This window comes from Sphingomonas jejuensis, assembly GCF_011927695.1.
GTDB classification, from domain to species: Bacteria; Pseudomonadota; Alphaproteobacteria; order Sphingomonadales; family Sphingomonadaceae; genus Sphingomonas_K; species Sphingomonas_K jejuensis.
Map to the genome: position 1 here is coordinate 1,553,028 of NZ_JAATJE010000001.1, position 25,514 is coordinate 1,578,541.

Annotated in this window: 21 protein-coding genes and 2 tRNA genes; 13 read left to right on the top strand and 10 right to left on the bottom strand. The window is 66.8% G+C overall.

What is annotated here, in order from left to right:
• Positions 1–16: 16 nt before the first annotated feature.
• Together msrA and GGR88_RS07965 are read right to left on the bottom strand one after the other, a co-directional pair.
• On the bottom strand, positions 17–550 hold the full coding sequence (gene msrA / locus GGR88_RS07960; protein ID WP_167953996.1) for a peptide-methionine (S)-S-oxide reductase MsrA: 534 nt from the start codon (positions 548–550) through the stop codon (positions 17–19).
• 146 nt (positions 551–696) lie between these two features.
• A complete protein-coding gene (locus GGR88_RS07965; RefSeq protein ID WP_245196467.1) occupies positions 697–1,053 on the bottom strand; it encodes a hypothetical protein in 357 nt (118 codons plus the stop codon).
• A gap of 146 nt (positions 1,054–1,199) precedes the next feature.
• On the opposite strand from GGR88_RS07965, the gene GGR88_RS07970 reads away from it, so the two are divergent.
• On the top strand, positions 1,200–2,666 hold the full coding sequence (locus GGR88_RS07970) for a helicase HerA domain-containing protein (RefSeq protein WP_167953997.1): 1,467 nt from the start codon (positions 1,200–1,202) through the stop codon (positions 2,664–2,666).
• A gap of 24 nt (positions 2,667–2,690) precedes the next feature.
• Here the strand turns inward: GGR88_RS07970 and GGR88_RS07975 are convergent, their stop codons facing one another.
• Positions 2,691–4,001: a methyl-accepting chemotaxis protein gene (locus GGR88_RS07975; protein ID WP_167953998.1), complete on the bottom strand. Its 1,311-nt coding sequence runs from the start codon at positions 3,999–4,001 to the stop codon at positions 2,691–2,693.
• A 139-nt stretch (positions 4,002–4,140) separates the two neighbouring features.
• On the opposite strand from GGR88_RS07975, the gene GGR88_RS07980 reads away from it, so the two are divergent.
• Positions 4,141–5,271 (top strand): AI-2E family transporter, encoded by a 1,131-nt coding sequence (locus tag GGR88_RS07980; RefSeq protein WP_167953999.1) that lies wholly within the window; start codon positions 4,141–4,143, stop codon positions 5,269–5,271.
• 68 nt (positions 5,272–5,339) lie between these two features.
• Here the strand turns inward: GGR88_RS07980 and GGR88_RS07985 are convergent.
• Together GGR88_RS07985 and GGR88_RS07990 are read right to left on the bottom strand one after the other, a co-directional pair.
• Positions 5,340–5,415, bottom strand: a tRNA-Ala gene (locus GGR88_RS07985).
• A 71-nt stretch (positions 5,416–5,486) separates the two neighbouring features.
• A complete protein-coding gene (locus GGR88_RS07990; protein ID WP_167954000.1) occupies positions 5,487–5,804 on the bottom strand; it encodes a TIGR02300 family protein in 318 nt (105 codons plus the stop codon).
• A gap of 134 nt (positions 5,805–5,938) precedes the next feature.
• Between GGR88_RS07990 and aroA the strand changes: the two genes are divergently transcribed.
• Together aroA and GGR88_RS08000 are read left to right on the top strand one after the other, a co-directional pair.
• The gene (gene aroA, locus GGR88_RS07995) at positions 5,939–7,273 is read left to right on the top strand and encodes a 3-phosphoshikimate 1-carboxyvinyltransferase (protein ID WP_167954001.1); all 1,335 of its coding nucleotides are present in this window, start codon (positions 5,939–5,941) and stop codon (positions 7,271–7,273) included.
• Positions 7,270–7,902: a (d)CMP kinase gene (locus GGR88_RS08000; protein ID WP_167954002.1), complete on the top strand. Its 633-nt coding sequence runs from the start codon at positions 7,270–7,272 to the stop codon at positions 7,900–7,902. Before aroA ends, GGR88_RS08000 begins: the two co-directional genes overlap by 4 nt.
• Here GGR88_RS08000 and GGR88_RS08005 read toward each other — a convergent pair.
• On the bottom strand, positions 7,899–8,456 hold the full coding sequence (locus GGR88_RS08005; protein WP_167954003.1) for a cytochrome b: 558 nt from the start codon (positions 8,454–8,456) through the stop codon (positions 7,899–7,901). The genes GGR88_RS08000 and GGR88_RS08005 overlap by 4 nt on opposite strands.
• Before the next feature lie 314 nt (positions 8,457–8,770).
• On the opposite strand from GGR88_RS08005, the gene rpsA reads away from it, so the two are divergent.
• From rpsA to GGR88_RS08030, 5 genes are all read left to right on the top strand, one after another.
• Entirely contained in the window at positions 8,771–10,483 is a 1,713-nt protein-coding gene (gene rpsA / locus GGR88_RS08010) for a 30S ribosomal protein S1 (RefSeq protein ID WP_167954004.1), read from the top strand.
• A 191-nt stretch (positions 10,484–10,674) separates the two neighbouring features.
• The gene (locus tag GGR88_RS08015) at positions 10,675–10,953 is read left to right on the top strand and encodes an integration host factor subunit beta (RefSeq protein WP_167954005.1); all 279 of its coding nucleotides are present in this window, start codon (positions 10,675–10,677) and stop codon (positions 10,951–10,953) included.
• A gap of 69 nt (positions 10,954–11,022) precedes the next feature.
• Positions 11,023–11,108: transfer RNA gene (locus tag GGR88_RS08020), tRNA-Leu, on the top strand.
• 993 nt (positions 11,109–12,101) lie between these two features.
• The gene (locus GGR88_RS08025; RefSeq protein WP_167954006.1) at positions 12,102–13,682 is read left to right on the top strand and encodes an O-antigen ligase family protein; all 1,581 of its coding nucleotides are present in this window, start codon (positions 12,102–12,104) and stop codon (positions 13,680–13,682) included.
• Between the two features lie 78 nt (positions 13,683–13,760).
• Positions 13,761–14,177 (top strand): cupin domain-containing protein, encoded by a 417-nt coding sequence (locus tag GGR88_RS08030; RefSeq protein ID WP_167954007.1) that lies wholly within the window; start codon positions 13,761–13,763, stop codon positions 14,175–14,177.
• Between the two features lie 55 nt (positions 14,178–14,232).
• On the opposite strand, the gene GGR88_RS08035 is transcribed toward GGR88_RS08030, so the two are convergent.
• Positions 14,233–16,023 carry an IlvD/Edd family dehydratase gene (locus GGR88_RS08035; RefSeq protein WP_167954008.1) on the bottom strand — a complete coding sequence of 597 codons (1,791 nt, stop codon included), beginning with the start codon at positions 16,021–16,023 and terminating at the stop codon, positions 14,233–14,235.
• Entirely contained in the window at positions 16,020–17,168 is a 1,149-nt protein-coding gene (locus tag GGR88_RS08040) for an aldose epimerase family protein (RefSeq protein ID WP_167954442.1), read from the bottom strand. Before GGR88_RS08040 ends, GGR88_RS08035 begins: the two co-directional genes overlap by 4 nt.
• Before the next feature lie 112 nt (positions 17,169–17,280).
• On the opposite strand from GGR88_RS08040, the gene GGR88_RS08045 reads away from it, so the two are divergent.
• Genes GGR88_RS08045 through GGR88_RS08055 form a run of 3 tightly spaced genes read left to right on the top strand, consistent with a single transcriptional unit; the run spans position 17,281 to position 20,563 of the window.
• Positions 17,281–18,591, top strand: coding sequence for a sugar MFS transporter (locus tag GGR88_RS08045; protein ID WP_167954009.1), 1,311 nt, complete (start codon positions 17,281–17,283; stop codon positions 18,589–18,591).
• Positions 18,592–18,632: 41 nt separating this feature from the next.
• Positions 18,633–19,628: an AraD1 family protein gene (araD1, locus tag GGR88_RS08050; protein WP_167954010.1), complete on the top strand. Its 996-nt coding sequence runs from the start codon at positions 18,633–18,635 to the stop codon at positions 19,626–19,628.
• Complete coding sequence (locus GGR88_RS08055) at positions 19,625–20,563, top strand: Gfo/Idh/MocA family oxidoreductase (RefSeq protein ID WP_167954011.1); 939 nt, start codon at positions 19,625–19,627, stop codon at positions 20,561–20,563. Before araD1 ends, GGR88_RS08055 begins: the two co-directional genes overlap by 4 nt.
• Before the next feature lie 3 nt (positions 20,564–20,566).
• On the opposite strand, the gene GGR88_RS08060 is transcribed toward GGR88_RS08055, so the two are convergent.
• Both GGR88_RS08060 and GGR88_RS08065 read right to left on the bottom strand, forming a co-directional pair.
• Positions 20,567–21,574 carry a cupin-like domain-containing protein gene (locus tag GGR88_RS08060; RefSeq protein WP_167954012.1) on the bottom strand — a complete coding sequence of 336 codons (1,008 nt, stop codon included), beginning with the start codon at positions 21,572–21,574 and terminating at the stop codon, positions 20,567–20,569.
• Positions 21,571–22,248 (bottom strand): SapC family protein, encoded by a 678-nt coding sequence (locus tag GGR88_RS08065; protein ID WP_167954013.1) that lies wholly within the window; start codon positions 22,246–22,248, stop codon positions 21,571–21,573. The genes GGR88_RS08060 and GGR88_RS08065 overlap by 4 nt, the downstream gene beginning before the upstream one ends.
• A 225-nt stretch (positions 22,249–22,473) precedes the next feature.
• Here GGR88_RS08065 and GGR88_RS08070 point away from each other — a divergent pair, with 225 nt between their 5' ends.
• The gene (locus tag GGR88_RS08070) at positions 22,474–25,482 is read left to right on the top strand and encodes a TonB-dependent receptor (RefSeq protein ID WP_167954014.1); all 3,009 of its coding nucleotides are present in this window, start codon (positions 22,474–22,476) and stop codon (positions 25,480–25,482) included.
• Positions 25,483–25,514 lie beyond the last annotated feature (32 nt).

Consider the following 25,514-nt stretch of genomic DNA (forward strand, 5'->3'; position numbering starts at 1 on the left):
CGAGGCCAAGCCCGGATCAGCGCTTCAGGCGCTCGGCATAGCTCTTGCGGAACTTGCGAAGCTTGGGCGCGACCACCGCCATGCAGTAGGGATTGGCGTTGCCGACACGCTCGAAATATTCCTGGTGGTAGTCTTCTGCCGTCCACCAGGTGTCGGCATGCTCGATGGTGGTCACCACGGGCGCGCTGTTCTCGGCCGCCGCCCGTTCAATCGCCGCGCGCGCTTCTGCTTCCTGCGCGTCGGACTGCGGGAAGATCGCCGATCGGTACTGCGTGCCGACATCGTTCCCCTGCCGGTTCAGCTGGGTCGGATCATGGGTGTGGAAGAAGATGTCGAGCAGGTCGGCGTAGGAGATCACGGCCGGATCGAAGTCGATCTTCACCGCTTCCGCATGCCCCGTCGTGCCGTCGCAGACCGCCTTGTAGCTGGGGCTGTCGACATGGCCGCCGATGTAGCCGCTCTCAACCGCCGCCACGCCGATCACGTCGTCAAAAACGGCTTCCGTGCACCAGAAGCACCCTCCGGCGAGGATCGCAGTCTCCGTCGTCATCTTCATTCATCCCATGTCTGTGCAGACCCCATCTGGGCAGGCCGCGAGCGATCAACAAGGGACGTCGGAAGGAGCGGTGTTTCGCGAGCCGAAACGAAAAAGGGCGACCCGAGGGCCGCCCTTTCGTCTTGGCAGTGCCAAAAGCCTTAGGCGGAAACCGCCTCATCGTCGTCGCCGTCGGCAACGATCACGATGGCCGCGATCACCGCAGCAGCGGCCAGGATGGCAACGATCACGCTGCCACCGCCCAGCTCGTTCTGGCCGTCGGTCGACGCGGACGCGCGCGCCACCGGAGCCGAGCGAGCGGCGTTCGAAGCCGTGGCGGCAACGGCCGAAGCCGGCATCGCGACGATCGAGGTCGCAGCAACCGCTGCCATCATCGCCTTCTTGAACGTCATGATAAACTCCCTTTTTGGCACACTCTTCAAACCCATCGCAGCTTTGGCAGCGCCCTTGCAGAGTTGCAACCCCCAAACCGGCTGGCCGAAATCCAGCTGCGACAAACGCTTTCACCTGTGTCCCGGTGGCAACGCTCGCACCGTTGGCCCTGACGCAAAAGAATGACTCTTTGGTGAATCTGTCACGGCTCGGCGTGGAACCTTGGCGCATCCGCTTGCCGCCGGCGGGATGACTGCGCCAAGGACGCCGGATGACCGTCCAAATCGACATGGGGCTGGACGACCACCGCCAGCCGGCTGCGCTCGACCTGGCCGAGCTGCTCGCCACCCGGCTCCTCGTCCAGGGCAACAGCGGCTCGGGCAAGTCGCACCTGCTGCGGCGCCTGCTCGAGGAGAGCGCCCCCCATGTCCAGCAGGTCGTGATCGATCCTGAAGGTGACTTCGCGACCCTTTCCGACCGATTCGGCCATCTGGTCGTCGAGACCGTTGATTACGGCTCCGGCGAAATCCTGGCGATTGCCCAGCGTGCGCGTGCCCATCGGTTGTCGATCGTGCTCAACCTGGACGGGCTTGAGGCGGATGCGCAGCTTCGCTGTGCCGCCACCTTCCTGAACGGCCTGTTCGATGCGCCGCGCGAGCAGTGGCTGCCCGTCTTGGTGGTCGTGGACGAAGCGCAGCTGTTTGCGCCGGCCGGCGGCGGCGAGGTGGGCGAGGAGGCGAGGCGCGCGTCCCTGTCGGCCATGACCAACCTGATGTGCCGCGGGCGCAAGCCCGGGCTCGCCGGCGTGATCGCGACGCAACGGCTGGCAAAGCTTGCCAAGAACGTGGCGGCGGAGGCGTCCAACTTCATGATGGGGCGCACGTTCCTGGACATCGACATGGCACGCGCGGCCGACCTGCTCGGCATGGAGCGCCGCCAGGCGGAACAGATCCGCGACCTGGAACGGGGGCAGTTCCTGGCGCTCGGGCCCGCGATCTGCCGACGTCCGCGGCTCGTCCGGATCGGCGCGGTCGCCACCGGATCGCATGCCACGGGCGCCGCGCTCGCGCCGCTTCCGACGCGCACCGGCGAAGATGCCCGCGCGCTGCTGTTCGACGCGCTTGAACCCGCGCGGCTCGCGCCGGCGCCGCGCGCTGCGCCCGTTCCCCTGGCCGAACTGTTCGCGCGCGACGACAAACCGGCACTTGCCGCGTCCGCGACCGAAGCCGCCCGGCTCGCCCCGGACCAGGTCGACGAGATCTTGGGCGCGATGGTGGCGGACGATGGCGCCGCGGACCGGCCGATCGCGGCACGCTACAGCGATTTCGCGCTCCGTTGCCGGCTGGCGGGCGCTTCCGACGCCGCGCTCGACCTGCCGACCTTCACACGGCGCATCACCATGGCCGAGGCCGGCCTCTTTTCACCGGCGGAGACCGACCCCGAATGGCAGCATGCGATGCGCATCGCGGGCGACCTTCCGGACGATCTGCTCGGCGTCTTCCTGCGCATCGCACGCGCCGCGCGCGACGGGCGCCCCTGCCCCACCGACGAGGATCTTGCCGCCGCCTACGGCACCGCCTCGCTGGGCCGGCTGCGTCGATTGCTGGGCTTCATGGAAACCCGGGGCGCCGTGACCTTCGCAACGGACTATAGCGGGCGCCGGACGGCGACGCTGCCGCTGTTGGGGTGGAGCACCGCTCCCGCCGACGATGCCGCGCCGAGAAGCGCGCGCGCCTGACCTGCCTTCCAGAGCTACATCGCGTCAGGCGAGCGCGGCGGCAATGAAGCTTTCGGCCCTGCCTTGAAGGCGCGTTGCGGCTTCATTGACGCTGATCGACAGCGTGCCGAGCGTCGCTGCATCCTTTTCCACCGCCGTGGCACCGGACGTGATCGCACCTGCGCGCTGTCCGATGTCGCGGCCGGCAAGAAGCGCCTGCTCGACATTGGTGGCGATCGCGATGGTGGCGCTTCCCTGCCGCTCGATGGCGGCATCCATTGTGCCGGCGATGTCGGCGATCGCGGCGATCGCCCTGGCGATCCCCTCCTGGCTCTCCGTCACTCCGTCCACCACGTCGTGCACGCGCGCCACATGCTCCGCAATGTCTCCCGCCGCGCGCCGCGTCTGGTCGGCCAGCGACTTCACCTCTGCCGCGACCACCGCGAACCCGCGACCGGCCTCACCCGCCCGCGCCGCCTCGATCCCTGCGTTCAGCGCCAGCAGGTTGGTCTGCCGCGCCATCTGCTGGATCAGGCTCAGCATGGCATCGATGGCTGACGCGGTTTCGCCCAGCGCCCGGGTTCGCGCTCCCGCCTCTGCCACCCGGTCCTGCGCCCGCATGCGGATCTCGCGGGCATCCGCCGTCCCGCAGGTAATGCTCTTGATCGCATCCGCCAGCCCGCGCCCCCGCAGCGCGACCTCCTCCAGCCCCACGACGCTTTCCTCCGTCACCTGGGACACCGATGCTGCGCCCGACCGGGTGGCCCGCGCCCGTGCGGCAAGTTCGGCGGAAAGCGTCTGCACCTGCCCCGCCGCTTCCGACAGGTCCCGCGACAGGATGGCGACGTCGTTGCGAAAGGCCATCGCTGCTGCCTGGATGCGGTCGACCTGCTCGCCTCTCAGCGCGACCTTTGCCTGATCCTGCGCGAGCGCCAGCCGCGCGATCTGGATCGCATCTAGCGACTCGCGGAACCGCCCGTCCTCGTCGACCAGCAGGATGCCATCGCTGCCCCCGTTGACGTGGAAGGCGGCAAGCAGCTCGTCGACCGCCCGCCCCGCGCCGATCGTCGCGCAGGGCCGCACCAGCTTTGCGATCCCGCGACCAAAGGCCGGGTTCTGCATCAACGCATGGCCGAATGGGTTCAGCAGCAGCGCGCGAACATCGATCTCACGGACGATGCCGGACGGCCGTCGGTCGCCATCCACGACCGTGACAAGGCGCAGGTCGGGATCGTTTCTGAACATCGCCAGCAGGTCTGCCAGCGGTGCCGCCAGATCGATCGCAATGCGTGACCCTCCTCGCTCACCGTGAAGAGCCCGGCTGCCATGTGCAAATTGCTGCGCTGCGAGATGCATGGAGGCCGCCCTAGGATCGCGCGATTAAACATAGATTGAGTTCTGATGACGGTTCGATGACATGCGCCAGTTCGCCGCGAGGGATCGGCGGCGGCGCGCGGGCGTTGGCCGCATCGCTGGGAGGAAAGACGTGACAGACATGCGTGAGGCAGCCGAGCGGCCGCAGGTCAGCGAACCGGCTCCCGGCCCTTTCCCACCCTCGCGGCGCCTGGAACAGGGCGGCCTGATCGTCTTTCTTGTTCTGATCACGGTCGCGCTGGGGCTCGTCGTCAGCACCTTCCTCAACGCGCTGCTCTGGTCCGCACTGGCCGCCTTGCTGTTCCAGTCGCTCTTCCACCGCCTGCTTCGCCGCTGGCCCGGCAAGCGCAACCGCGCGGCGGCCGTGACGCTTCTGATCATCACGGTCGCCGTGGTTATCCCCGCGCTGATCGTCGCGACCCTGGTGGTGGATCAGGCAACGGGCGTCTACGCGCAGATCCGCAGCGGCAACATCAGCTTCGCCGCCTATTTCGAACAGATGCACGATGCGCTTCCGCGTCGCCTGCAGCAGATGCTGGACAGCGCGGGCTTCGGCAGTTTCGAACGCGCGCAGGCCAGCATCGCCGCGGCCGTCAGCAGTTCGGCGAGCACGCTGGCCAGCCGCGCCTTTTCCATCGGTGCCGACGCCGCGGCCTTCCTGCTGGCGTTCGGCGTCGCCTTCTACGTCACCTTCTTCCTGGTGCGGGACGGCGAATTCGTCGGACCAGCGGTGGTGCGGGCGCTTCCGCTCCGGCCCGACGTGGCGCGTCGCCTTTCGGACAAGTTCGTGTCGGTGGTGCGTGCGACCATCAAGGGATCGGGCGTCGTCGCCCTGGTTCAGGGCGCGCTGGGTGCCATCACCTTCTGGCTGGTCGGCATGCCGGCGGCGTTGCTGTGGGGCGTGCTGATGGCGATCGCCGCCCTGCTGCCCGCGGTCGGCCCCGCGATCATCTGGACGCCCGTCGCGCTCTACCTGTTCGCGATCGGATCGGTCGTTCCTGCGATCGTCGTGGTCGCGTCGGGCGTGGCCGTGATCGGGCTGGCCGACAACCTCCTCAGACCGATCCTGGTGGGCCGCGATACCGGCCTGCCCGACTGGCTGGTGCTGGTGACGACGCTCGGCGGCATCAGCCTTCTGGGTCTGTCCGGGATCGTCGTCGGGCCGCTAGTGGCGGCACTGTTCCTGACCGGGTGGCAGGTCCTGACCGAACAGCGGCTGGCTGCAGAAGGTCAGCCGGTCGCGTCGCACTGAGGTCGGCCGCGGCGCGCCGGACCTGATGCGCAAAGAAAAAGCCCGGCGGAGGCCGGGCTTTCTGGAGGTGGTGGAGACGAGGGGGATCGAACCCCTGACCTACGCAATGCCATCGCGTCGCTCTCCCAGCTGAGCTACGTCCCCGAAACCATCAAGCCGCCCGCTGGTGGGCAGCGCCGCCGTCCTAAAGCAAAGGCCGGCGGCGATTGCAAGCGTCAGCTGTCGTCGTCGTCGTCGCTGGTCGCAACGCCCAGATCGTCGTCGCCGCCCAGATCCACCTCGTCGTCCGGGCTCTCCTCGCCGTCCTCGTCGATCTCCAGCTCGTTGTCGCCGAGATCGCTGTCGGCTTCCTTCTTCTCGTCCTTCTTCTTGGGCGCATCGAAGGGCAGCGGCTGCTTCGACTTCAGGACGGACTCGGGTTCCCACGCGTTGCCGCAATTGATGCAGGTCACGGGATCGTCCTTGCCCAGATCATAGAAGCGCGTGCCGCACTTGGGACAGGTGCGCTTGGCGCCCCATTCAGGCTTGACCATGTTTCGGTCGTCTCCGGTTCAACGAAAAGGGATGGCGGCGGCAGGGCGAACGCCCTCCGCCTGATCGGCGCGCGCCTTGCCAGATGCGGGTGCCGCTGTCAAAAACCGCCGCCGTCCTCCGACCCAAGGTGTTGATGTCCGCCGCCGCCCCGCCCTCGCCCGCGCGCTTTGCCATGTCCGGGCCGCTGTCCGGCCGCATCCGCACGCCGGGCGACAAGTCGATCAGCCACCGCGCCATCATGTTTTCCGCCCTTGCGGTCGGCACCAGCCGCATCGCCGGCCTGCTTGAGGGAGAGGATGTGCTCGCGACCGCCGCCGCCATGCGCGCGATGGGGGCGTCGATCGAACGGCAGGACGACGGCACCTGGCATGTCGACGGCGTCGGCGTGGGCGGCCTGCTCCAGCCGCGCCAGGCGCTCGACATGGGCAATTCGGGAACCTCGACCCGGCTGCTGATGGGGCTGGTGGCGAGCCATGGCATCACCGCCACCTTCATCGGCGACGCGTCTCTGTCGGCCCGCCCCATGGCCCGCGTCATCGATCCGCTGTCCCTGATGGGCGCGGACATCGTCGCGAGCCCCGGCGGCCGCCTGCCGCTCTCCGTGCGCGGCCTCGTGCCCGCGGTTGCGCTCAGCTACCGCCTTCCCGTCGCCTCCGCGCAGGTCAAATCGGCGCTGCTGCTGGCCGGGCTCAACACGCCCGGCGTGACCCGGGTGATCGAGCCCGTGCCCACGCGCGACCACAGCGAACGGATGCTGCGCGGCTTCGGCGCCGACCTGTCGGTCACCGAGGAGGATGGCGCCAGAGTGATCGTGCTCCGCGGCGAGGCGGAGCTCCAGCCGCAGGACATCGTGGTTCCGGGCGACCCGTCGTCCGCCGCCTTCTTCATCGTCGCCGCCTTGATCGTGCCCGGCTCCGACGTGGTGGTGGAAGGGGTCGGCCTCAATGCCACCCGCGCCGGGCTGATCCGCGTGCTCAAGGACATGGGCGCCGACATCAGCGCGGCGAACGAGCGCGCGGTCGGCGGCGAGCCCGTGGCGGACCTCCACATCCGTCACTCTCGCCTGACCGGCATCGACGTGCCGCCCGAGGTCGCGCCGTCGATGATCGACGAGTTTCCGGCTTTTTTCGTGGCGGCCGCCTTTGCCACCGGCACCACCCGCACGTGCGGCTTGGAGGAGCTGCGGGTGAAGGAATCGGATCGGCTGGCAACCATGGCCGCCGCGCTGGTCGCTGCGGGCGCCGGGGTGCGCGAGACGGAGGATGGCCTCGTCATCGAAGGCACCAGTGGAGAGCCGCTGCCCGGCGGCGCGACCGTCGCCACGCGCCTCGACCACCGCATCGCCATGAGCATGGCGGTGGCGGGCCTCCACAGCCGCGCCGCGATCGAGATCGACGACATGGCGCCGGTCGCGACCAGCTTTCCCGCTTTCACCCGGCTGCTCGACTCGCTTAGAACAAGCACATGATCATCGCCGTTGACGGGCCCGCGGCGTCGGGCAAGGGCACCATCGCCCGCGCGCTGGCGCGCCACTACGCCCTGCCGCACCTCGACACCGGCCTCCTGTACCGGGCGGTCGCCCGCCGCCTGCTCGACGACGGAAGCGATCCGGCGGACCAGGACGCCGCCGCAGCGGCCTGCGACTTCGACGATGCGCTGCTTGGCGATCCGCGGTTGAAGGCGGACGATGCCGGCAAGGTCGCCTCCATCGTGTCCGCGCATCCGGCGGTGCGCGCCGCGCTGATCGAGCGGCAGAAGCGGTTCGCCCGGCAGGATGGCGGCGCGGTTCTGGACGGCCGCGACATCGGAACGGTGATCGCGCCGGATGCCGATGCCAAGCTGTTCGTGCGGGCAACATCGGCCATCCGCGCGCGCCGACGCCATGATGAGCTTCGCAAGGCCGGCTCCGCGCTCAGCTACGACCGGGTGCTCGCCGATCTGAAGGCCCGGGACCTGCGGGACACGACGCGCGCGGCCGCCCCGCTTCGTCAGGCGCCAGATGCCGTCGCGCTCGACACCAGCTTCCTGTCGGTTGAAAGCGCGATCAGCCACGCCATCGAGATCGTGGAACGCTGTCGCTCGGCAAAAATCCCCTAGCGGGGGTTGCGGACGCCGAAGGGCGGCATGCGGTTCGCCGCGGCCGTGCGATCCACGAACTGATGCTTCAGCGCCGCTGCCACATGGATGGCCAGCAGCACGAACGTCATCCAGACCATCAGGACATGCGCTGACTCCGCGGGGTCGTGCAGCCCCTGCCCCAGCGGCAGCAGCGGCAGGTCAAGCCCGCCCACCATCGACGTGCTGGTCGCTCCTTCCCGCGCGGCGCGCCCGGTGGAGACGGCCGCCCAGCCGGTCAGCGGCAGGCCGATCAGCACGACGTAGAACAGCGCATGGTTCAGCCCGGCGGCGAACCGCTCCCAACCCGCCACCTCGCCGCTGAGCGACGGCGGCGGGTTCACCAGGCGCCAGACGAGGCGCGCCACGCTCAGCACCAGGATCAGAATCCCGATCGTCTTGTGCCAGTCGAACGCGTTCCCCTCCGACCGGTTGAAGCCCAGCCAGATCTGCCACAGCAGCAGAGCGGCGATCAGCCAGTGCAGCACCACCGCCACCATGTTGTAGCGTTCGGTTTTGTTCCGCAGCGCCGCCATGCTCATCCTCCCCGTGGGTTCGGACAGCTTGCCCGACCGGCGCGAACAATCAACGGCAAAGCTGCTTTCGCCCATGTTGTTGAATCCGTGGCGATGCGCTATGGCGCCGCCCATCCTGTGGGTCGGGCGACTCGCGGAGATCAGCGCAGACCAGGCCAGCTTCCCGTTCGGGCGGATGAGCACGGGCGCTTTTCGCCGTTTCAGCCCCCGACCGGCGGGATGTCGCGACCGGCACCCGGCCGCCGCGGCACCTTGGCCAAGACCGCCGGAGACAACCGGCTGGCCAGCAACGACGTGAAGGTTAGGAAATCCATTTGGCCACTGCGGCAAATCCCACCCGCGATGATTTCGCGGCGCTCCTCAACGAAACGCTTGGCGGCGAGAACGAGGCCTTTGAAGGCCGCGTCGTCAAGGGCACCGTCACCGGCATCGAGAACGACCTGGCCGTCATCGACGTCGGCCTGAAGTCGGAAGGCCGCGTGCCGCTGCGCGAGTTTGCAGCGCCGGGCCAGAAGGCCGATCTGAAGGTTGGTGACGAGGTCGAGGTTTATGTCGACCGCGTGGAGAACATCCACGGCGAGGCGATGCTGTCGCGCGACCGCGCCCGCCGCGAGGCCGCCTGGGACAAGCTGGAAGCCGATTTCGCGCAGGAAAAGCGCGTCGAGGGCGTGATCTACGGCCGCGTGAAGGGCGGCTTCACCGTCGATCTGGGCGGTGCCGTAGCCTTCCTGCCCGGCAGCCAGGTGGACATCCGCCCCGTCCGCGACGTCACGCCGCTGATGGATCTGCCGCAGCCGTTCCAGATCCTGAAGATGGATCGCCGTCGCGGCAACATCGTCGTGTCGCGCCGCGCGGTGCTGGAGGAAACCCGCGCCGAGCAGCGTTCGGGCCTGATCCAGTCGCTGGCCGAGGGCCAGGTGATCGACGGCGTCGTCAAGAACATCACCGACTACGGCGCCTTCGTCGACCTGGGCGGCATCGACGGGCTGCTGCACGTCACCGACCTCAGCTACAAGCGCGTCCAGCACCCGTCCGAGATGATCAACATCGGCGACACGGTGCGCGTGCAGATCATCCGCATCAACCGCGACACCCAGCGCATCTCGCTCGGCATGAAGCAGCTTGAGAGCGATCCGTGGGAGGGCGCGTCGGCCAAGTATCCGGTCGGTGCCAAGCTGTCGGGCCGCGTGACCAACATCACCGAATATGGTGCGTTCGTCGAGCTGGAAGCCGGCATCGAAGGCCTGGTCCACGTCTCGGAGATGAGCTGGACCAAGAAGAACGTCCACCCGGGCAAGATCGTGTCCACCAGCCAGGAAGTCGATGTCGTCATCCTGGAGGTCGACGAGGAGAAGCGCCGCATCTCGCTGGGTCTGAAGCAGGCTCAGGCGAACCCGTGGGAGCGCTTCGCGGACGAGCATCCGATCGGCTCCGTGGTCGAGGGCGAGGTCAAGAACGCCACCGAGTTCGGCCTGTTCATCGGCCTGGACGGCGACGTCGACGGCATGGTCCACATGTCGGACATCGCCTGGGGCGTGAATGGCGAGGATGCGCTCGGCCTGCACCACAAGGGCGAGACGGTGAAGGCCGTGGTGCTCGACATCGATCCGGACAAGGAGCGCATCTCGCTCGGCATGAAGCAGATCGAGCGCGGCGCGCCGGCGGTCGGCGGATCTGCCGGCGGCGGCGACCGGATGGGCAAGAACAGCATCCAGACCGTCACCGTGCTCGAGGTGCGTGACGGCGGGCTTGAGGTTCAGGCCGGTGACGACGGCGCGACCGGCTTCATCAAGCGGTCCGACCTTGGCCGCGACCGTGACGAGCAGCGTCCGGAGCGCTTCCAGGTCGGCCAGAAGTTCGACGCCATGGTGATCGGCTTCGACCGCTCCAAGAAGCCGAACTTCTCCATCAAGGCGATGCAGCTCGCCGAGGAGAAGCAGGCCGTGGCGCAGTATGGTTCGTCCGACTCGGGTGCGTCGCTCGGCGACATCCTGGGCGAGGCGCTCAAGGCGCGCGAAGGCCGCTGAGCCGAAGGCAGGGTGCCGGCCGGCTGACTGGCCGGCACCCTCCTTTCCGACGAAGTGAAGATCGACCGTCTCGACGCGGCGACCATCTTCGTTCAAGGGGATTGATGTGGATCAGCCGGGGGGCGCGTCCACGGAACGGTCTCGACAACGCAGGAACGTCGTCGCGCCGGCATGATCGGGGGAGAGTGTCCATGATACGCTCGGAGCTTGTCCAACATCTGGCTGAACAGCATCCGGACCTTTCGGCGCGGGAAGTGGAGCGGATCGTCTCCATCTTCTTCGACGAGATCTCCGCCCGCCTCGTCGCGGGCGGACGCGTGGAGCTGCGCGGCTTCGGCGCCTTCTCGACCCGGGCCCGCGACGCGCGCACCGGTCGCAATCCGCGGACGGGTGAGACGGTTGACGTGGATGCCAAGCGCGTCCCTTACTTCAAGCCCGGCAAGGAAATGCGCGCCCGTCTCAACGTGTGAGCCGCAGGCGCTCCGGCCGTCGATTGCATGGCGCCGTCCGCCTGGCTTGCCTATGGTGGGAGGGCTTCGGCGGACGTGGCGAAACCGGTAGACGCGGCGGACTTAAAATCCGCTTCTCGAGGAGAGTGCGGGTTCGAGTCCCGCCGTCCGCACCATCCCTGCCCGACCATCCGTCGGCACCGCCTGGATGCGCTCGTCCTGCGGGGTCGCCCTCATGGCAGATCCGCCAGCGGCAAGCTTCACGATCTGCCGCGCCAGCTGGCGCAGCCGGCCTTCTTCTTCGTCTGACAGGCATTCGCGCGGCACCTTGCCCAGCACGCACAGGGCGCCGCCTGCCCGACCATCCAGCATGATGAGGGGCGCCGCCGCATAGAAGCGGATCGCTGGATCGAAGATCACCGACGGATTCCCGGCAAAGCGGCTGTCCTCATGCGTGTCGGGCACGCAGAAGATCTCGTCGGGCGTGTTGATGGCGTGCGCGCAGAAGGACGTCGACCGCAGCGTCGTCAGGTTTTCGATCCCGATCGTCGCGACCAGACGCTGAAGCGCGCCATCGATGATGGACACGCCGACGATGGGCAGGCCCGTGCACAATGCCGCGGCCCACACGATGTTCTGGATGGCCGGCATGGCGCCGACGTTCAGCAGCCCCGATGTCTCCAGGCTCCGCATGCGCGCCGCTTCATCGGTCGGGATCTCCGCCGGCACGTACACGTCGAACGCCATGAAAATCCACCTCCGTTGCGGCGCAACGTCCTCGAACGCGGACTCTTGTGCAATAGCATGGATCGAGAGCGGACAAGATCTTATTCGACAAACGGGTCCTGCACTGCGGCGAAACCTGATGTAAGTTTCACTTAAATCCTCTGCGCTGCTCTCTTGGCTATTCGAGAACCTGACAATGTCGGCGAAAACAGCCGTTCGGTTTAGAAAGTCTTGCTCACTAGGCTTCCTCCTGATCAGTCCGCTTCGGACCTTTCCCGGGCAGGACGCGCGGTCGCGCCGGCTGAGCCGCTCCCCTCAACCGTCGTGACGACAGCGTTGGTGAAGCCCTCTCCATCTGTTCAGAAACTTGTTAGACGCTGTCTGTTAGGGACAACTTGAGGGACAACCCTTCCACCACGATGCACTTGGGTTAAGGGCGGATCATGCTGAGTCAGATCAAGAGCGTGGTGGTGGTCTTTGCCCTGTCGGGCATCGGCCTGTTCATTTTCTACAATTGCCTGAAGCCGGCGACCCGCGCGGAGTTCGGCCGCGCGCCGATCGCCTTCGCGCTCGCCACGCCCGTCATCTTCTTCCTCGCGCCCGGCCTCTACGCCGTGCTCGCACTCAGCGCCCTCATGATCCCCATGCTCGCAAGGACGCCCGCTCAGGCGGCCGGCCTCTACGTCATGGGCGCGATGATGATGCCCAGCGTGAACTTCAATCTGTCGGTCGCTGGCGCGTACATCACGAATGTCAGCACGCACCTCTTGTTCGGACTGTCGGCGATCCTCGTGACCATGTCGAAGGGCGACAAACGGCTGAGCTCGCGCCCGTACGATCTGCCATTCCTTCTTCTGTTGTCCGCGATCGCCTTGATGACGCTGCGGGCCGACACCGCCACCGGCATGCTGCGCGGCGTGTTTTCGCTCACCGTATCGCTCATCATTCCCTATCTGGTGGTGAGCCGCGCCATCCGATCACGCGATGACGCCTCGCGGGTTCTTCTGCACCTCGCCTGTGCTGGCGTCGTCATCGGCATTGTCTTGATCTTCGAATCTGCGCGGCACTGGCCGCTTTATGCCGACCACATTCAAGCAACGACGGAGATCGCTGCAGCCTCCACGGCGAAGATGCGCGGCGGCATGCTGCGGGCGGCCGGGCCGGTCGGTGAGCCGATGCCGATGTCGGTCTACATGCTGGCCGGCACCATCGCATGCCTTGCGACACGTGCCGCCTTCCGTTCTCCGATCCATTGGTTGGGGCTGGTCGGGATCGCTGCGTACGGCATGCTGATGCCGCAGTCGCGCAATGCCGTTTTGGGTCTGGCGATCGCCGTGACCGTCTACTTCCTCTATCGTGGACAATTCGCAACGCTGGCCAAGCTCGGCGTCGTCGGCGGCGGCCTGTATGCGGTGATGCAGGTTGCGACGGGAAAGAACCCGATCCCCTTCATGTCAGAACCCGGCCTTGGTGGAGAGGATTACCGCACATCTCTCTTCTACCGCGGTATGGAGGAATTTTGGAAAAGCCCAATCATTGGTCGCCCCGTGGCTGCGGTCCTCGCGGACATGCAGGACATGGTCCAGGGCGAGGGCATTGTCGATTTCGTGAACGGCTATCTCTACATCGGCCTTCTGGCTGGCGGAATCGGCCTCGCGCTTTTCGCGGCCATGCTCTTCTTCGCCTACAGCCGGCTGTTGGCGGTCCGTAACAAGGTGATCCGGGATGCCGAGGTTTCTAGCCTGGTCGGGTTCCAGGTGGCCGGTCTGACGGCGATCGCGGTCATGCATGCCTTTATCGGAACCGAGAGCATCATGTCCGTTCTGATCCTGCTCCTTTCCTATGTGGCGACTGCCAAGCTCGCGATGACAGCGCGTGACCTGAGCCCGCTTGTCGATGACGACGCCACGTCCAGCTCTCGTGAGGCGAGCACGCCGGCGGTGGCTGGCGGGATGCCGATCCGCGACCTGATTGCGCAGCCGCCGATGCGGGATATCGGCGGGCTGCCCAGCCTTCGGTCCTGATCTGATCGTCAGCAGCCTAGCGTTCTGCATCCCTTCTGCGTTCCTGACGTTCATTGCGCTCCAGGAACGGAGAAGAACGTGGCGAACTTCAACAAGGACATGGTGGAACTCGCGAAGGGCAACGACCTTTGGCAGAAGGAAGTCTACCGCGACGCCAAGCTGCAGATCGTTCTGATGAGCATTCCGGCTGGCGAGGAGATCGGCGTCGAGACCCATCCCGCCGACCAAGCGACCTTCATTGTCTCGGGCGAGGCGCAGATCAGCATCGACGGTCACGGCACGAAGGCTGGTCCCAACCACATGGTGGTCGTGCCCAAGGGGTCGAAGCACAACATCGTCGCCAAGGGATCAGATCCCTTGAAGCTCTTCTCCGTCTACACCCCGCCTGCCGAGCCGGAGGGCGCGGCTTTCCGGACCAAGGAAGAAGCGGAAGAGGCCGAGAAAGGCCTGCTCGAGAAGGCTGCCGACGCCGTGAAGGGCGCGATCAAGAGGTGACGGCCTGGTTCGGCGCTGCGGCCGGAACCACGACCATCATGGCCGTCCCTCGCGATCAATGGTTGTCGCGGGGGATGCCCTGCTCCTGCGCGATCCGCTGGAACGCCTCGGCGCCTTCCAGGATGGCCCCGGTTTCCAGCTGCCCGACCCGTTCCCGCTGGATCTGTTGCCAGGGTGTCTGCGAGGGCGGGTATCGGTAGCCGCCGGACGCCTCGAGCGCGTCCCGACGCTTCGCGATCTCGTCGTCGGGCACAAGGATGTTCGCCGTTCCGCGGCCGATGTCGATCCGGACATGATCGCCGGTGCGCAACAGGGCCAGCATGCCGCCCGCCGCCGCTTCGGGGCTTGCGTTGAGGATCGACGGGCTCCCGCTCGTACCCGACTGCCGGCCATCGCCGATGCAGGGCAATGCCGTGATGCCCTGGGTGATCAGATGCGCAGGCGGCCGCATGTTCACCACTTCGGCCGCACCCGGATAACCGATCGGCCCGGCGCCGCGCATGAACAGCAACGTGCGCGCCGTGATGCCCAGCGACGGATCGTCGATGCGCGCGTGATAGTCCTCGGGTCCATCGAACACCACGACCGGCCCTTCGAATGCGTCCGGGTCATTCGAGTCGCTCAGATAGCGGGCGCGGAACTCGTCGGAAATGACACTCGTCTTCATGATCGCGGAGTTGAACAGGTTTCCGCTGAGCACGATGAAACCGGCGCGCGGGCGCAGCGGCTGCTCCAATCGGCGGATCACCGCCTCGTCCTCGATCACGGCGTGCGCGCAATTGTCGCCGATGGTGCGGCCGTTGACGGTCCGGGCATCCTCGTGGATCAGACCGGCCGACATCAGCTGGGACACAACGGCGGGAACACCGCCCGCGCGGTAGAAATCCTCCCCCAGATACTCGCCTGCCGGCTGCAGGTTGACGAGCAGAGGCACATCGTGGCCAACCTCCTGCCAGTCGGTGAGCGGCAGCTCGACACCCGCATGCCGCGCGATCGCCGCAAGGTGGATGGGGGCGTTGGTCGACCCGCCGATGGCAGAGTTGACGCGGATGGCATTGTGGAAGGCGTCTCGGGTCAGGATATCCGACGGCTTCAGGTCCTCGTGCACCATCTCCACGATGCGCTTGCCGCTGTGGTATGCGCATTCCTGCCGGTCGCGGTAGGGAGCGGGGATCGCCGCCGACCCGGGCAGAGACATGCCCAACGCCTCGGTCAGCGAGTTCATCGTCGTCGCCGTTCCCATCGTGTTGCAATAGCCGGTCGAGGGTGCCGACGACGCGACGAGCCTGATGAAGTCGGCCTTGTCGATCTCGCCGGCCGCCAGCTGCTGGCGCGCCTTCCACACGATCGTGCCGGATCCGGTTCGTTCTCCCTTGTGCCACCCATTGAGCATGGGTCCGACCGACAGTGCGATGGCGGGGATGTTGACGGTCGCGGCCGCCATCAACGCGGCTGGCGTCGTCTTGTCGCAGCCGATCGTCAGCACCACGCCGTCGAGCGGATAGCCGTACAGGACCTCAACGAGACCGAGGTAGGAGAGGTTGCGATCCAGGCCGGCGGTAGGACGCTTGCCGGTTTCCTGGATCGGGTGAACCGGAAATTCGAGGACCACGCCACCCATCTCGCGAATACCCTCGCGCACGCGTTCGGCGAGCACGAGATGATGGCGGTTGCAGGGACTGAGATCGCTGCCGGACTGGGCGATGCCGATGATCGGCCGGCCCGACTGCAGCTCGTCCAGGCTGAGCCCGAAGTTCAGGTAGCGCTCAAGGTAGAGCGCGGTCATGTCGATGTTGTCGGGATTATCGAACCAGGCGCGGCTGCGCAGAGGCCGGGCTTCGCTCATCGCGCCGCCTCGGCCGGTGCCACGCTCACACGGTAGATCATGCTGTGCCGGTACGGGCGGCCCGGCTCCACCCGTGCCGATCCGAACGCCGGCTGGTTCGGCGTGTCCGGAAACTTCTGCGGCTCGAACGCCAGGCCGTCGGTCATCCGGTAGACATGGCCCTGCTTGCCGACCAGCGATCCGTCGAGGAAATTGCCCGAGTAGAACTGGAGCCCCGGCTCCGTGGTCAACACCTCCAGCACACGGCCGGATGCGGGATCCTCCAGCCGCGCCGCCAGCTCCGGCTGCGCCGTGGTGCCCTTGTCCAGCACCCAGTTATGATCCCAGCCATGCCCAACCACGATCTGCGGATCGCGCCCGTCGCGCAGCCCGTCGCCGAGCAGGCGCCCCTGCTGGAAGTCGAACACGGTTCCCGCCACCGGGCGCAGTTCCCCCGTCGGGATCAACTTCTCGTCGACGGGCAGGTAGCGCGCCGCGGGGATCGTCAGCCGTTGCGACAGCGTGCTGGTGGGTGACCCCTCCCCCGCCATGTTGAACAGCGCGTGATTGGTCAGGTTGACGATCGTCGGCCGATCGCTGGTCGCGGCATAATCGATCGCCAGTGAACCGGCATCGTCGAGCGTGTATGTCACCGTCGCCTGCAGCGTGCCGGGATAGCCCTGGTCACCATCCGGGCTGGTCAGCGCCAGGGTGACGCTCGCACGCGGGCCGCTCGCCACGTTGGTGATGCGCCACACCCGCTTGTCGAAGCCGTCTGCGCCACCGTGCAGCGAATTCGTGCCGTCATTCTGCTGCAACTGGTAGGTCCGGCCATCCAGCACGAACCGACCGCCGGCGATCCGATTGGCGTAACGACCGATGGTCTGCCCCCAATAGTTCGGCTTGCCGACATAGCTTTCGAGATCGTCGTAGCCGAGCGTCACGTCGGCGACCCGCCCCTCCCGGTCGGGCGCATTCAGGGACTGCAGCGTCGCACCAAGTGCGATGATGCGGGCGCTGACGCCGTTCTCACCGGTCAGGGTGACCGCCTCGATCACGGTGCCGTCCGGCATGGTACCGAACCGGCTGCGCTCCGCGGTTGCGGCATCGGCGGCGGCGGGTGCGAGCAGCACGGCCGCAAAGATCGAAAGCCGCGTCAGCACCATCACCTTCTCCCGATCGGCAGCCTCCACGTTGACGGGGCGCTCGTCCGGCATGTAGTCCGACAAATGAAACCAGTGCAAGCCGGACCAGCCGGCGCGTTTGAGGGAGAATCGGATGGCGGGTCCAACAGCCTCCGTCGCGGGTGCCGCTGCTTCGGCACGGCCGGCGGCGACCTACCGTTCGGCACTGACGCTGCTTGCGTCGCTGTTCTTCATGTGGGGCTTCATTACCGTCATCAACGGCACCCTGCTGCCGCATCTCAGAAGCGTTTTCGACCTCAGCTATTTCGAGGCCACGCTGATCGAGAGCGTCTGGTTCATCGCCTATTTCTTTGCCTCCTTGCCCTCGGCCAAGCTCATCGAGCGGATCGGCTATCAACGGTCGCTCGTGTGCGGCCTGCTAATCATGGCGGCGGGCTCAGGTGGAATGATGCTGGCGGCCTGGCTTCCGTCCTATGGCGTCACGCTGTTCATGCTGTTCGTGATCGCCAGCGGCATCACGCTTCTTCAGGTGGCGGCGAACCCGTATGTCGCCGTGGTCGGGCCGGAGGAGACCGCGTCGTCGCGCCTGAACCTCGTCCAGGCCATGAACTCGGCCGGTACGATGCTGGCCCCGCTGTTCGGCGCCTACCTCATCCTCGGCCGGTCCAGGGGCGGCACCGCCGCGCAGGGCACGATCCTGACGGAAGCGGAGCGCATCGCGGACGCGCAATCGGTGATCCTTCCCTATGGCATCGTGGCGGCCGTGCTGATCGTGCTTGCGATCATCATCGCGCGCTTTCCGCTGCCGGCGATGGGTCAGGCGACCAGCCGCCTCGCCAAGGAGGAACGCCGCGGCCACTCGCTCTGGCGGCACCGCAACCTCGTTCTCGGCGTGCCGGCGATCTTCATCTACCTCATCGCCGAGATCGGCGTCGGCAACCTGTTCGTGAACTTCGTCAGCCGCCCGGACATCGGCAACATGACCAATGAACGTGCAGGCCACTATCTCACTCTCCTGTGGGGCGGGATGATGGTCGGGCGTTTCCTGGGGGCGGCGCTCATGCAGCGCATCCGGGCGGAAACCGTGCTTGCCGTGTTCTCGATCGGTGCCTTCCTGGTGATGCTGGTGACGGTGTTCGCGGACGGGCCGACCGCCATGTGGTCGCTGATCCTCGTCGGGTTTTTCCACTCCATCATGTTCCCGACGATCTTCACCCTGGCGATCCGCGGCCTCGGCCCGCTGACGGAGGAAGGCTCCGGCCTGCTGATCATGGCGATCGCGGGCGGCGCACTCGTCTTCGTTCAGGGCATGATCGCCGACGCCTATGGGCTGCAGCTGTCCTTCCTGCTGACGGCGGCGTGCGAGCTCTACGTGCTCTTCTATGCCCTGTGGGGCGCCCGCCCCTCGCCGTCCGCGTTGGCCGACGAGCCGGCGCGCGGCTGAGCGCACAGGCGCCCCCGCCCTTTCCTCCCCAGGAGCCCGCCTTGACCAGCACACGCCTGCTTCAACACCGCGACGCCGACGGCCGGCGCCGCGTCATCCTGGCGGACGGCGACGAGGCCGTCTTCATCGACGGGCCGTCCACCACGCTTGAGCTCGCGCAGGCCGCGCTGAAGGACGGCGTGACGCTCGCCGACGCGGCCCGGCAGCGGCGCTCTGCAGACCGGATCGACCTGGACGAGGCGCTCGCCGCCGGGACCCTGCTGTCGTCCATCGATCACCCGGACACGGCGCGGCTGATCATGTCGGGCACCGGCCTCACCCACCTCGGCTCGGCCGAGGGGCGGGACAAGATGCACAAGGCCGCGATCGACGCGGCGCAGCAGACCGATTCGATGCGGATGTTTCTGGAGGGGGTCGAGGGCGGAAAGCCCGCTCCCGGCCGCACCGGGCAGCAGCCCGAATGGTTCTACAAGGGTGACGGGCAGCAGCTGACCGGCCCGGAACAGCCGCTCGCCTCGCCGGCCTTTGCGCAGGATGGCGGCGAGGAGCCCGAACTCGCCGGCATCTACCTGATCGACGATGCCGGACGCCCGCGCCGCCTCGGGATCGCGCTTGCCAATGAATTCAGCGACCATGTCACCGAACGCCACAACTATCTGTGGCTTGCACATTCCAAGCTGCGCCCTGCCGCGATCGGGGCGGAGCTGCTGCTGGGCGATCCGCCCGCCGACATCCGCGGCACCAGCAGGCTGCGGCGCGGCGAGGACGTGATCTGGGAAAAGCCGTTCTGGACTGGCGAAGCCAACATGTCGCACCACCTCCGCAACCTGGAGGCGCACCACTTCAAATATGCGCAGTTTCGCCGTCCGGGCGACATCCACGTCCACTTCTTCGGCACGGCCACCTTGTCCTTCGCCGATGGCATCCGGGCGCAGGCGGGCGACCGGTTCGAGATCGCGGCGCCGCCCTTCCGGCTGCCGCTGCGCAACAGCCTGGCAATCGCGCCTCACGACACCGTCGAAGTCACCGCACTGTGACCACGCCGATCCGCATCGCCCTCGTTGGAATGGGCAAGATCGCACGCGATCAGCATGTGCCGACCATCCAACAGGATCCGGTCTTTCAGCTGGTCGCGACGGTCAGCACGTCGGGCGGCAGCGTGGATGACCTGCCGGCCTTTGCGTCGCTGGAGGCACTTGCAGCCAGCGGCGTCGCCGTCGACGCTGTCTCCCTGTGCACCCCGCCGCAGGTGCGCCGCGCCATCGCGCACAGCGCGATCGACCAAGGCTGGGCCGTCTTCCTGGAAAAGCCTCCTGCCGCAACGGTTTCGGAGGCGATTGCCCTTCGCGATCATGCCCGCGCGCGGGGCACCGGCCTGTTCGCAAGCTGGCACTCGCGCCACGCACCGGCGGTTGAACCCGCGCGCGTCTGGCTTGCCGACCGACAGGTCCTCGATGCCTCAATTATCTGGGCGGAAGATGTCCGGCAGTGGCATCCGGGTCAGGACTGGATCTTCGAACCCGGCGGCTTCGGCGTGTTCGACCCTGCGATCAACGCGCTGTCGATCGCGACCCAGATCCTGCCGCAGGCCTTGTTCGTCGAAGGCGCAGCGATCGACGTGCCGTCGAACCGGGGCGCTGCGATCGCCGCCGACGTCTCTCTGCGGACCGCGGCGGGCGCACCGGTTCATGCGCGGCTCGATTTCCTGCAACGGGGCCGCCAGCGCTGGGACATCGCCGTCCGTACAAACGATGGCGACCTGCTTCTGTCCGACGGGGGCGCGGCGCTGTCGATCAACGGCGACAGCCTGTCCGTCGCGGACGCGCTGCACGGCGAATATGCCGGGCTCTATCGCCGCTTCGCCGAGATCGTGCCGGCGCGCGAGGTGGATATGGACCTCGCGCCGCTCACGCTTGTCGCCGACATCCATCTGGTTGCGCGTCGCACGGAAGTCGACGCCTTCGACTGGTGATCGTCAGGCGCCGCGCAGCATCCGCATGATGGAGACGCGAAGCCGCTGATAGTTTCCGTCGGCCAAGGGCCCGAGCACGCCGCGTTCGCTTTCCGGCAGGAAGGCCAGCGGATGACCGTTGGGGCGAAAGGCATAATGGTCGAACCAGGCGCGCCAGGCCATCCGCTCCGCCGGGGGCCGCTCGGCAATCGCGATCATGGCCAGCAGCATGGCGGCGTAGGGCTGGTCGGGCCCCGCGGCGAACCCGTCCCACCAGAAATTGGCGAGGACGTTCAGCGGCTCCAGCGCCTCGACCTTATGCCACCAGAGCTTGGGGATGTAGATCGCATCGCCGGGGCCGAGTTCCACCACCATCGCGCGATCCCGAACACGCTCGAACCGGGGATAGCGCTCGTCCCCCGGCGCACTGTCCGCCGCAAGGCTGACCGGCTGCCCGGCCATCGTATGGTCGATCGGCCCGACGTAGAGGTCCCGGATCGCTTCCGGCGGATACAGGGTGAAGCGCCGCCGCCCCGCGGCCACGCAGGCGACATTGTCCAGAACGTCGTAATGGCACGCGACCTGGGACGCATGGCCGATCCAGATGCGCGGGCGCACGCCGGCGGGCAGGAAAGGCAAAGCGGTGAGCGTCTCGATCCCCGGCAGGTAACGTTCCGCCGGCAGCGACCCCATGTAGAGGCTGTCCGCGCCGGCTTGGCCCGCCGTCGCGCTGATCCGCTCAAGCGCTTCGGCGAAGGGCACCGCCTCGCGATCGAAGTTGAAGCCCTGCGGCCCGTCGCCATAGTGGAAGCGGCCCGCGATCGCCGGTTTCCCCACGAACAGCTCCGCCACATTGCCGGCATCATGGGTACGCAGCGCATCGAGAACGCCCGCTTGGCCGCCCTTCAGGAGCGGCCATTCGCGCGCCGCGCCGGCAAGAACCACCGGCCGTCCGGGCACCATCACCTGTTCGCGAAAGGCCGCGTCGCTCCGCAGCGCATCGGCCTCGACGACCGGCACCTCCTGCGTCATTGGCCCTCCAGCAGCCGGGCATTGCGGATCGCCGCCAGCCTTCGAAGGTGACGCACAGAATTGGTCTGTGCATAGATGAGCTGCAGGTCGCCCTGCCGGAAGAAGGCGAGCGCGGCCGCGTCCGACAAGGCGTGAAGCCGATCCAGGCTGATCGAATAAAGGCCGTTGAGCCGCAGTCGCCCGCCGTCATCGAAGTCGAGCGCGATGTCGATCGGTTCGAGCAGCTGATTGGCGAGAAGCCGCGCGATGAAGGCTTCCGTTTCCGGCAGCCCGGTCTTCAGCATATGCATCGCCGCCTGCACGCGCTTCAACGCGGCGGTGGCTTCCCCCTGCGGATCGAACAAGGGGTCGCCGGCCGGTGACCACACCGGATCTTCCGGATCGACGGCGATCCCGTCCGCGGTCAGGAAGACGCCCTGCCGGACGAGATCGGCGGGGCGATAACCGGAAAGCCGCCCTCCCTGCGTCAGCAGGTTCCTCCCGGCTTCAAGCCCCATCACGGCCCCGGGATAAAAGGCGCCGGATTGCGGATGCTTGGTGAACAGGATGGGATAGTCGAGCGAGGCGGGCAGAAACTCGTCGACGACCAGCTGGACGAAATGGCGATCGCCGGCATTGCCGATGTCGATGCGGAGCCCGGAATGACGCGTTCTCTCCAGCAGTTCGAGCGCCATGGCCTCTGCTCACTCCCCGTTATTTCGTTGCGATCAGCATGGCATGCGACGAACGGCATGCCAACCTGGGCCGAGTAACTCCGACAAATGCTTGCAATCGGATTTGCTGCGGCATAGTGTGAGCGCTACCTTCTGAGCAGCCTGGCTGTCCAGAAGACCGGCGACGCAGGTCGTCGGCAAACGCCAGCCTCGAACAATGAGGCGGCTTGGAGGGGGATTGAAGGGATGCGTTCTTCGAGGATCAATCGTCGTGCGTGCGCCACCTCGGGGCTCGGGCGGCGTTTCGGCTGCGCGACCAGCCTTGTGGCGCTCGCGTGGGCATCGCCGTCGCTCGCGGCCGACGCGCCGGACCTGGCCGACAGCGCGCAGCAGGCCACCACGCAGACCGCGCCCAACCCCGCCGATCCCGGCGTCACCACCGATACGCAGAGCCAGCCCGGACCGGCCGGCACCTACAGCGACGATCCGACGCAGGACATCGTCATCACCGGTCTGCGCGGATCGCTCCAGCGCAACCTCGACATCAAGCGCAACTCCGCCGGCGTGGTGGACGTGATCTCGGCCGAGGACATCGGCAAGTTCCCGGATTCGAACGTTGCGGCATCGCTGCAGCGGCTTCCCGGTGTCTCCATCCAGCGCAGCGGATCGCGCGGCGAGCCGACCGGCATCACGGTTCGCGGTTTCGGCGGCGACTTCAACACCACGCTCTATGACGGGCGCCGCATTTCAAGCGCGACCGGCGGGCGCCAGATCGACTTCAGCACTGTCGGCGTCGACTTCATCGGGCAGTTGAGCGTCCTGAAGACGCCAGACGTCACGCTGTCGTCCAACTCGATCGGCGCGACTGTCGACATTCAGTTCCCCAAGCCCTTCGACCGCCCCGGCTTCCGCGCGGCCGCGACCGCCTCGGGATCGATCCAGGATCGGGCCGGCAACGTGGTCCCCACGGTCGGCCTGCTGGTCAGCAACACGTGGAATGACCAGTTCGGCGTGCTCGCCAACGTCATCTACACCCGCCGGGATACCGACACGAACCGCGTCTATGTGAGCGGCTGGCCGGGCGGCAACTTCGCGCCGTGCCAGCTCGCCGGCAGCACCGCCGCCACCTGCGCGCCGACGGCCGCGACGCTTGATCCGTCGGTTCCGGCCTCGAACCAGCGCACGATCCCGGGCTGGTTCCCGCAGCAATATGGCGCGGAGCAGCAGCGCGTCGACGACGAGCGCATCGACGCCCGCATCGCGCTGCAGTGGCAGCCCACCGACGGGCTGATGATCACCCTGGATGACAATTACTCACGCCAGGAGATCACGTCGAACAACTATGCGTTCGGCGTCTGGTTCAACCAGACCGACCTGCGCAACGTCTCGCTGGATGAGAACGGCACCGCTGTCGACTTCACGCAGGTCGGCACGCCCACCGATTTCACCTCAGCGCTCAACAAGCAGATCCTGGAAACCAACCAGATCGGCCTCAACGCACGCTACGAGCTGTCGGACAGCTTCAGCTTCGACGTCGACGGCGCCTATGCCAAGAGCCAGCTCAACCCCGGCGACGTGATCGGCAGCCTCAACGCCGACATCGGCTATGGCGGCGCGCTCGGCAGCAACGTGCGCTTCACCGTTGACGGCGACAGCAGCGGCGCATTCCCGTCGCTCGGGAATTTTGGTCCCGCCGGCAACGCCGCAAACTGGGCGAACACGGCCCTCATCGGATCGCACGTCACCGTCAACCAGACGCAGCGCAACACGGACGAGCTGTGGCAGTTCCGCGCTACCGGCCAGTGGCAGCAGGACAACCTGACCATCCGGTTCGGCGGCCAATATTATCGCGACAAGTTCGAGTTCGCGAACTTCAGCACCTTCGTGAACAACTTCTGGCAGGCCTATGCCGGCTACGGGGCGCCATCGGGCCGCACCACCGGCATCGCGCCGCTGCCGGCCAACCTCTATTCCGGCAGCATCGGCCTCAACGACTTCATCCCCGGCTTCAACGGGTCGCTGCCGCCGTCGGTGTTCGTCTTCAGCCCGGTTGCCTATCAGCAATATCTGACCAGCCTCGGCAATCCGCAGACGCAGAACATCCCCGGCTTCAACTATAACGAGGTCAGGGGCTTAACCGGGACGTTCGACCAGGCGCTGGATGCCGGCAGCATCCGCGACATCACTGAAGAAACCTGGTCGCTGTTCCTGCGCGTCAACTTCGAAGCCGACATCGCCGGCATGCCGTTCTTCTTCAGCGCCGGCGTGCGAAACGAGAACACGCACATCACGGCCAATGGCAACGGCACGGTGCCGATCCAGATCCTGCCCAGCACGGCGGATCCGACGCTGCTGACGGTGGTCTTGTCCGACCCGCAGGCGCTGCAGTCGCGGTCGAACTACAACTACCTGCTGCCGAGCCTCGATGCCCGGCTTGAGATCACGCCGGAGCTGCTGGCGCGGTTCAGCGCGTCGCGCACCCTCACCCGCCCGACGCTCAACCTGCTCTACCCGCAGCTCAACGTCGGCACCGGCCAGCGCGTGGGTGCGCTCAGCGCCGCGGGCGGCAACCCCAACCTGCTGCCCTATCTCGCAGACAACTTCGATGTCGCGCTGGAATGGTATTACCAGCGCAACTCGTATCTGTCGGTGAACGCCTTCCTGAAGAACGTCAGCAACTTCATCGTCGGCGGCGTGACCAACCAGCAGATCAACGGGGTTATCGATCCGACCACCGGACAGCCCGCCGTCTTTGCGGTGACGCAGCAGGTGAACGGACCGGACGCCACGGTGCGCGGCGTTGAAATCGCCTGGCAGAACGTGTTCGGCGACTCCGGCTTCGGCTTCCAGGCCAACGCCACCTTCGTCGACACCAACCGTCCCTACGATTCCTCGGATATTTCGCAGACCGGCTTTGCGGTGACGGGCCTGGCCAACTCCGCCAACTTCGTCGGTTTCTACGACAAGGACGGCTTCCAGATCCGCGCCGCGCTCAACTGGCGCGACGAGTATCTGCTGCAGTTCGGCCAGAACCAGAACACGGGATCGTTCGGTGCCGAGCCGACCTTCGTGGACCAGAGCTTCCAGGTCGACCTGAGCTCCAGCTACGACTTCAACGAGAACTTCAGCGTGTTTGGTGAAATCCTGAACATCAACAACAACCAGCAGAGCACGCACGGCCGCTTCTCGAACCAGCTGCTCGATGTGTTCGACTATGGTCGCCGCTACACGCTGGGCATCCGCGCCCGCTACTGAGGTTCCTCCCTGAGGCGGGGTGCGACGCGATT

Excerpts from the sequence above, each read along its gene's own strand:
- msrA (WP_167953996.1), bottom strand. The coding sequence starts at position 550 with ATGACGACGGAGACTGCGATCCTCGCCGGAGGGTGCTTCTGGTGCACG.
- GGR88_RS07970 (WP_167953997.1), top strand. The coding sequence starts at position 1,200 with ATGACCGTCCAAATCGACATGGGGCTGGACGACCACCGCCAGCCGGCT.
- GGR88_RS07975 (WP_167953998.1), bottom strand. The coding sequence starts at position 4,001 with ATGCATCTCGCAGCGCAGCAATTTGCACATGGCAGCCGGGCTCTTCAC.
- GGR88_RS07980 (WP_167953999.1), top strand. The coding sequence starts at position 4,141 with ATGCGTGAGGCAGCCGAGCGGCCGCAGGTCAGCGAACCGGCTCCCGGC.
- GGR88_RS07990 (WP_167954000.1), bottom strand. The coding sequence starts at position 5,804 with ATGGTCAAGCCTGAATGGGGCGCCAAGCGCACCTGTCCCAAGTGCGGC.
- aroA (WP_167954001.1), top strand. The coding sequence starts at position 5,939 with ATGTCCGCCGCCGCCCCGCCCTCGCCCGCGCGCTTTGCCATGTCCGGG.
- GGR88_RS08000 (WP_167954002.1), top strand. The coding sequence starts at position 7,270 with ATGATCATCGCCGTTGACGGGCCCGCGGCGTCGGGCAAGGGCACCATC.
- GGR88_RS08005 (WP_167954003.1), bottom strand. The coding sequence starts at position 8,456 with ATGGCGGCGCTGCGGAACAAAACCGAACGCTACAACATGGTGGCGGTG.
- GGR88_RS08015 (WP_167954005.1), top strand. The coding sequence starts at position 10,675 with ATGATACGCTCGGAGCTTGTCCAACATCTGGCTGAACAGCATCCGGAC.
- GGR88_RS08025 (WP_167954006.1), top strand. The coding sequence starts at position 12,102 with ATGCTGAGTCAGATCAAGAGCGTGGTGGTGGTCTTTGCCCTGTCGGGC.
- GGR88_RS08035 (WP_167954008.1), bottom strand. The coding sequence starts at position 16,023 with ATGAGCGAAGCCCGGCCTCTGCGCAGCCGCGCCTGGTTCGATAATCCC.
- GGR88_RS08040 (WP_167954442.1), bottom strand. The coding sequence starts at position 17,168 with ATGGTGCTGACGCGGCTTTCGATCTTTGCGGCCGTGCTGCTCGCACCC.
- GGR88_RS08045 (WP_167954009.1), top strand. The coding sequence starts at position 17,281 with ATGGCGGGTCCAACAGCCTCCGTCGCGGGTGCCGCTGCTTCGGCACGG.
- GGR88_RS08060 (WP_167954012.1), bottom strand. The coding sequence starts at position 21,574 with ATGACGCAGGAGGTGCCGGTCGTCGAGGCCGATGCGCTGCGGAGCGAC.
- GGR88_RS08065 (WP_167954013.1), bottom strand. The coding sequence starts at position 22,248 with ATGGCGCTCGAACTGCTGGAGAGAACGCGTCATTCCGGGCTCCGCATC.
- GGR88_RS08070 (WP_167954014.1), top strand. The coding sequence starts at position 22,474 with ATGCGTTCTTCGAGGATCAATCGTCGTGCGTGCGCCACCTCGGGGCTC.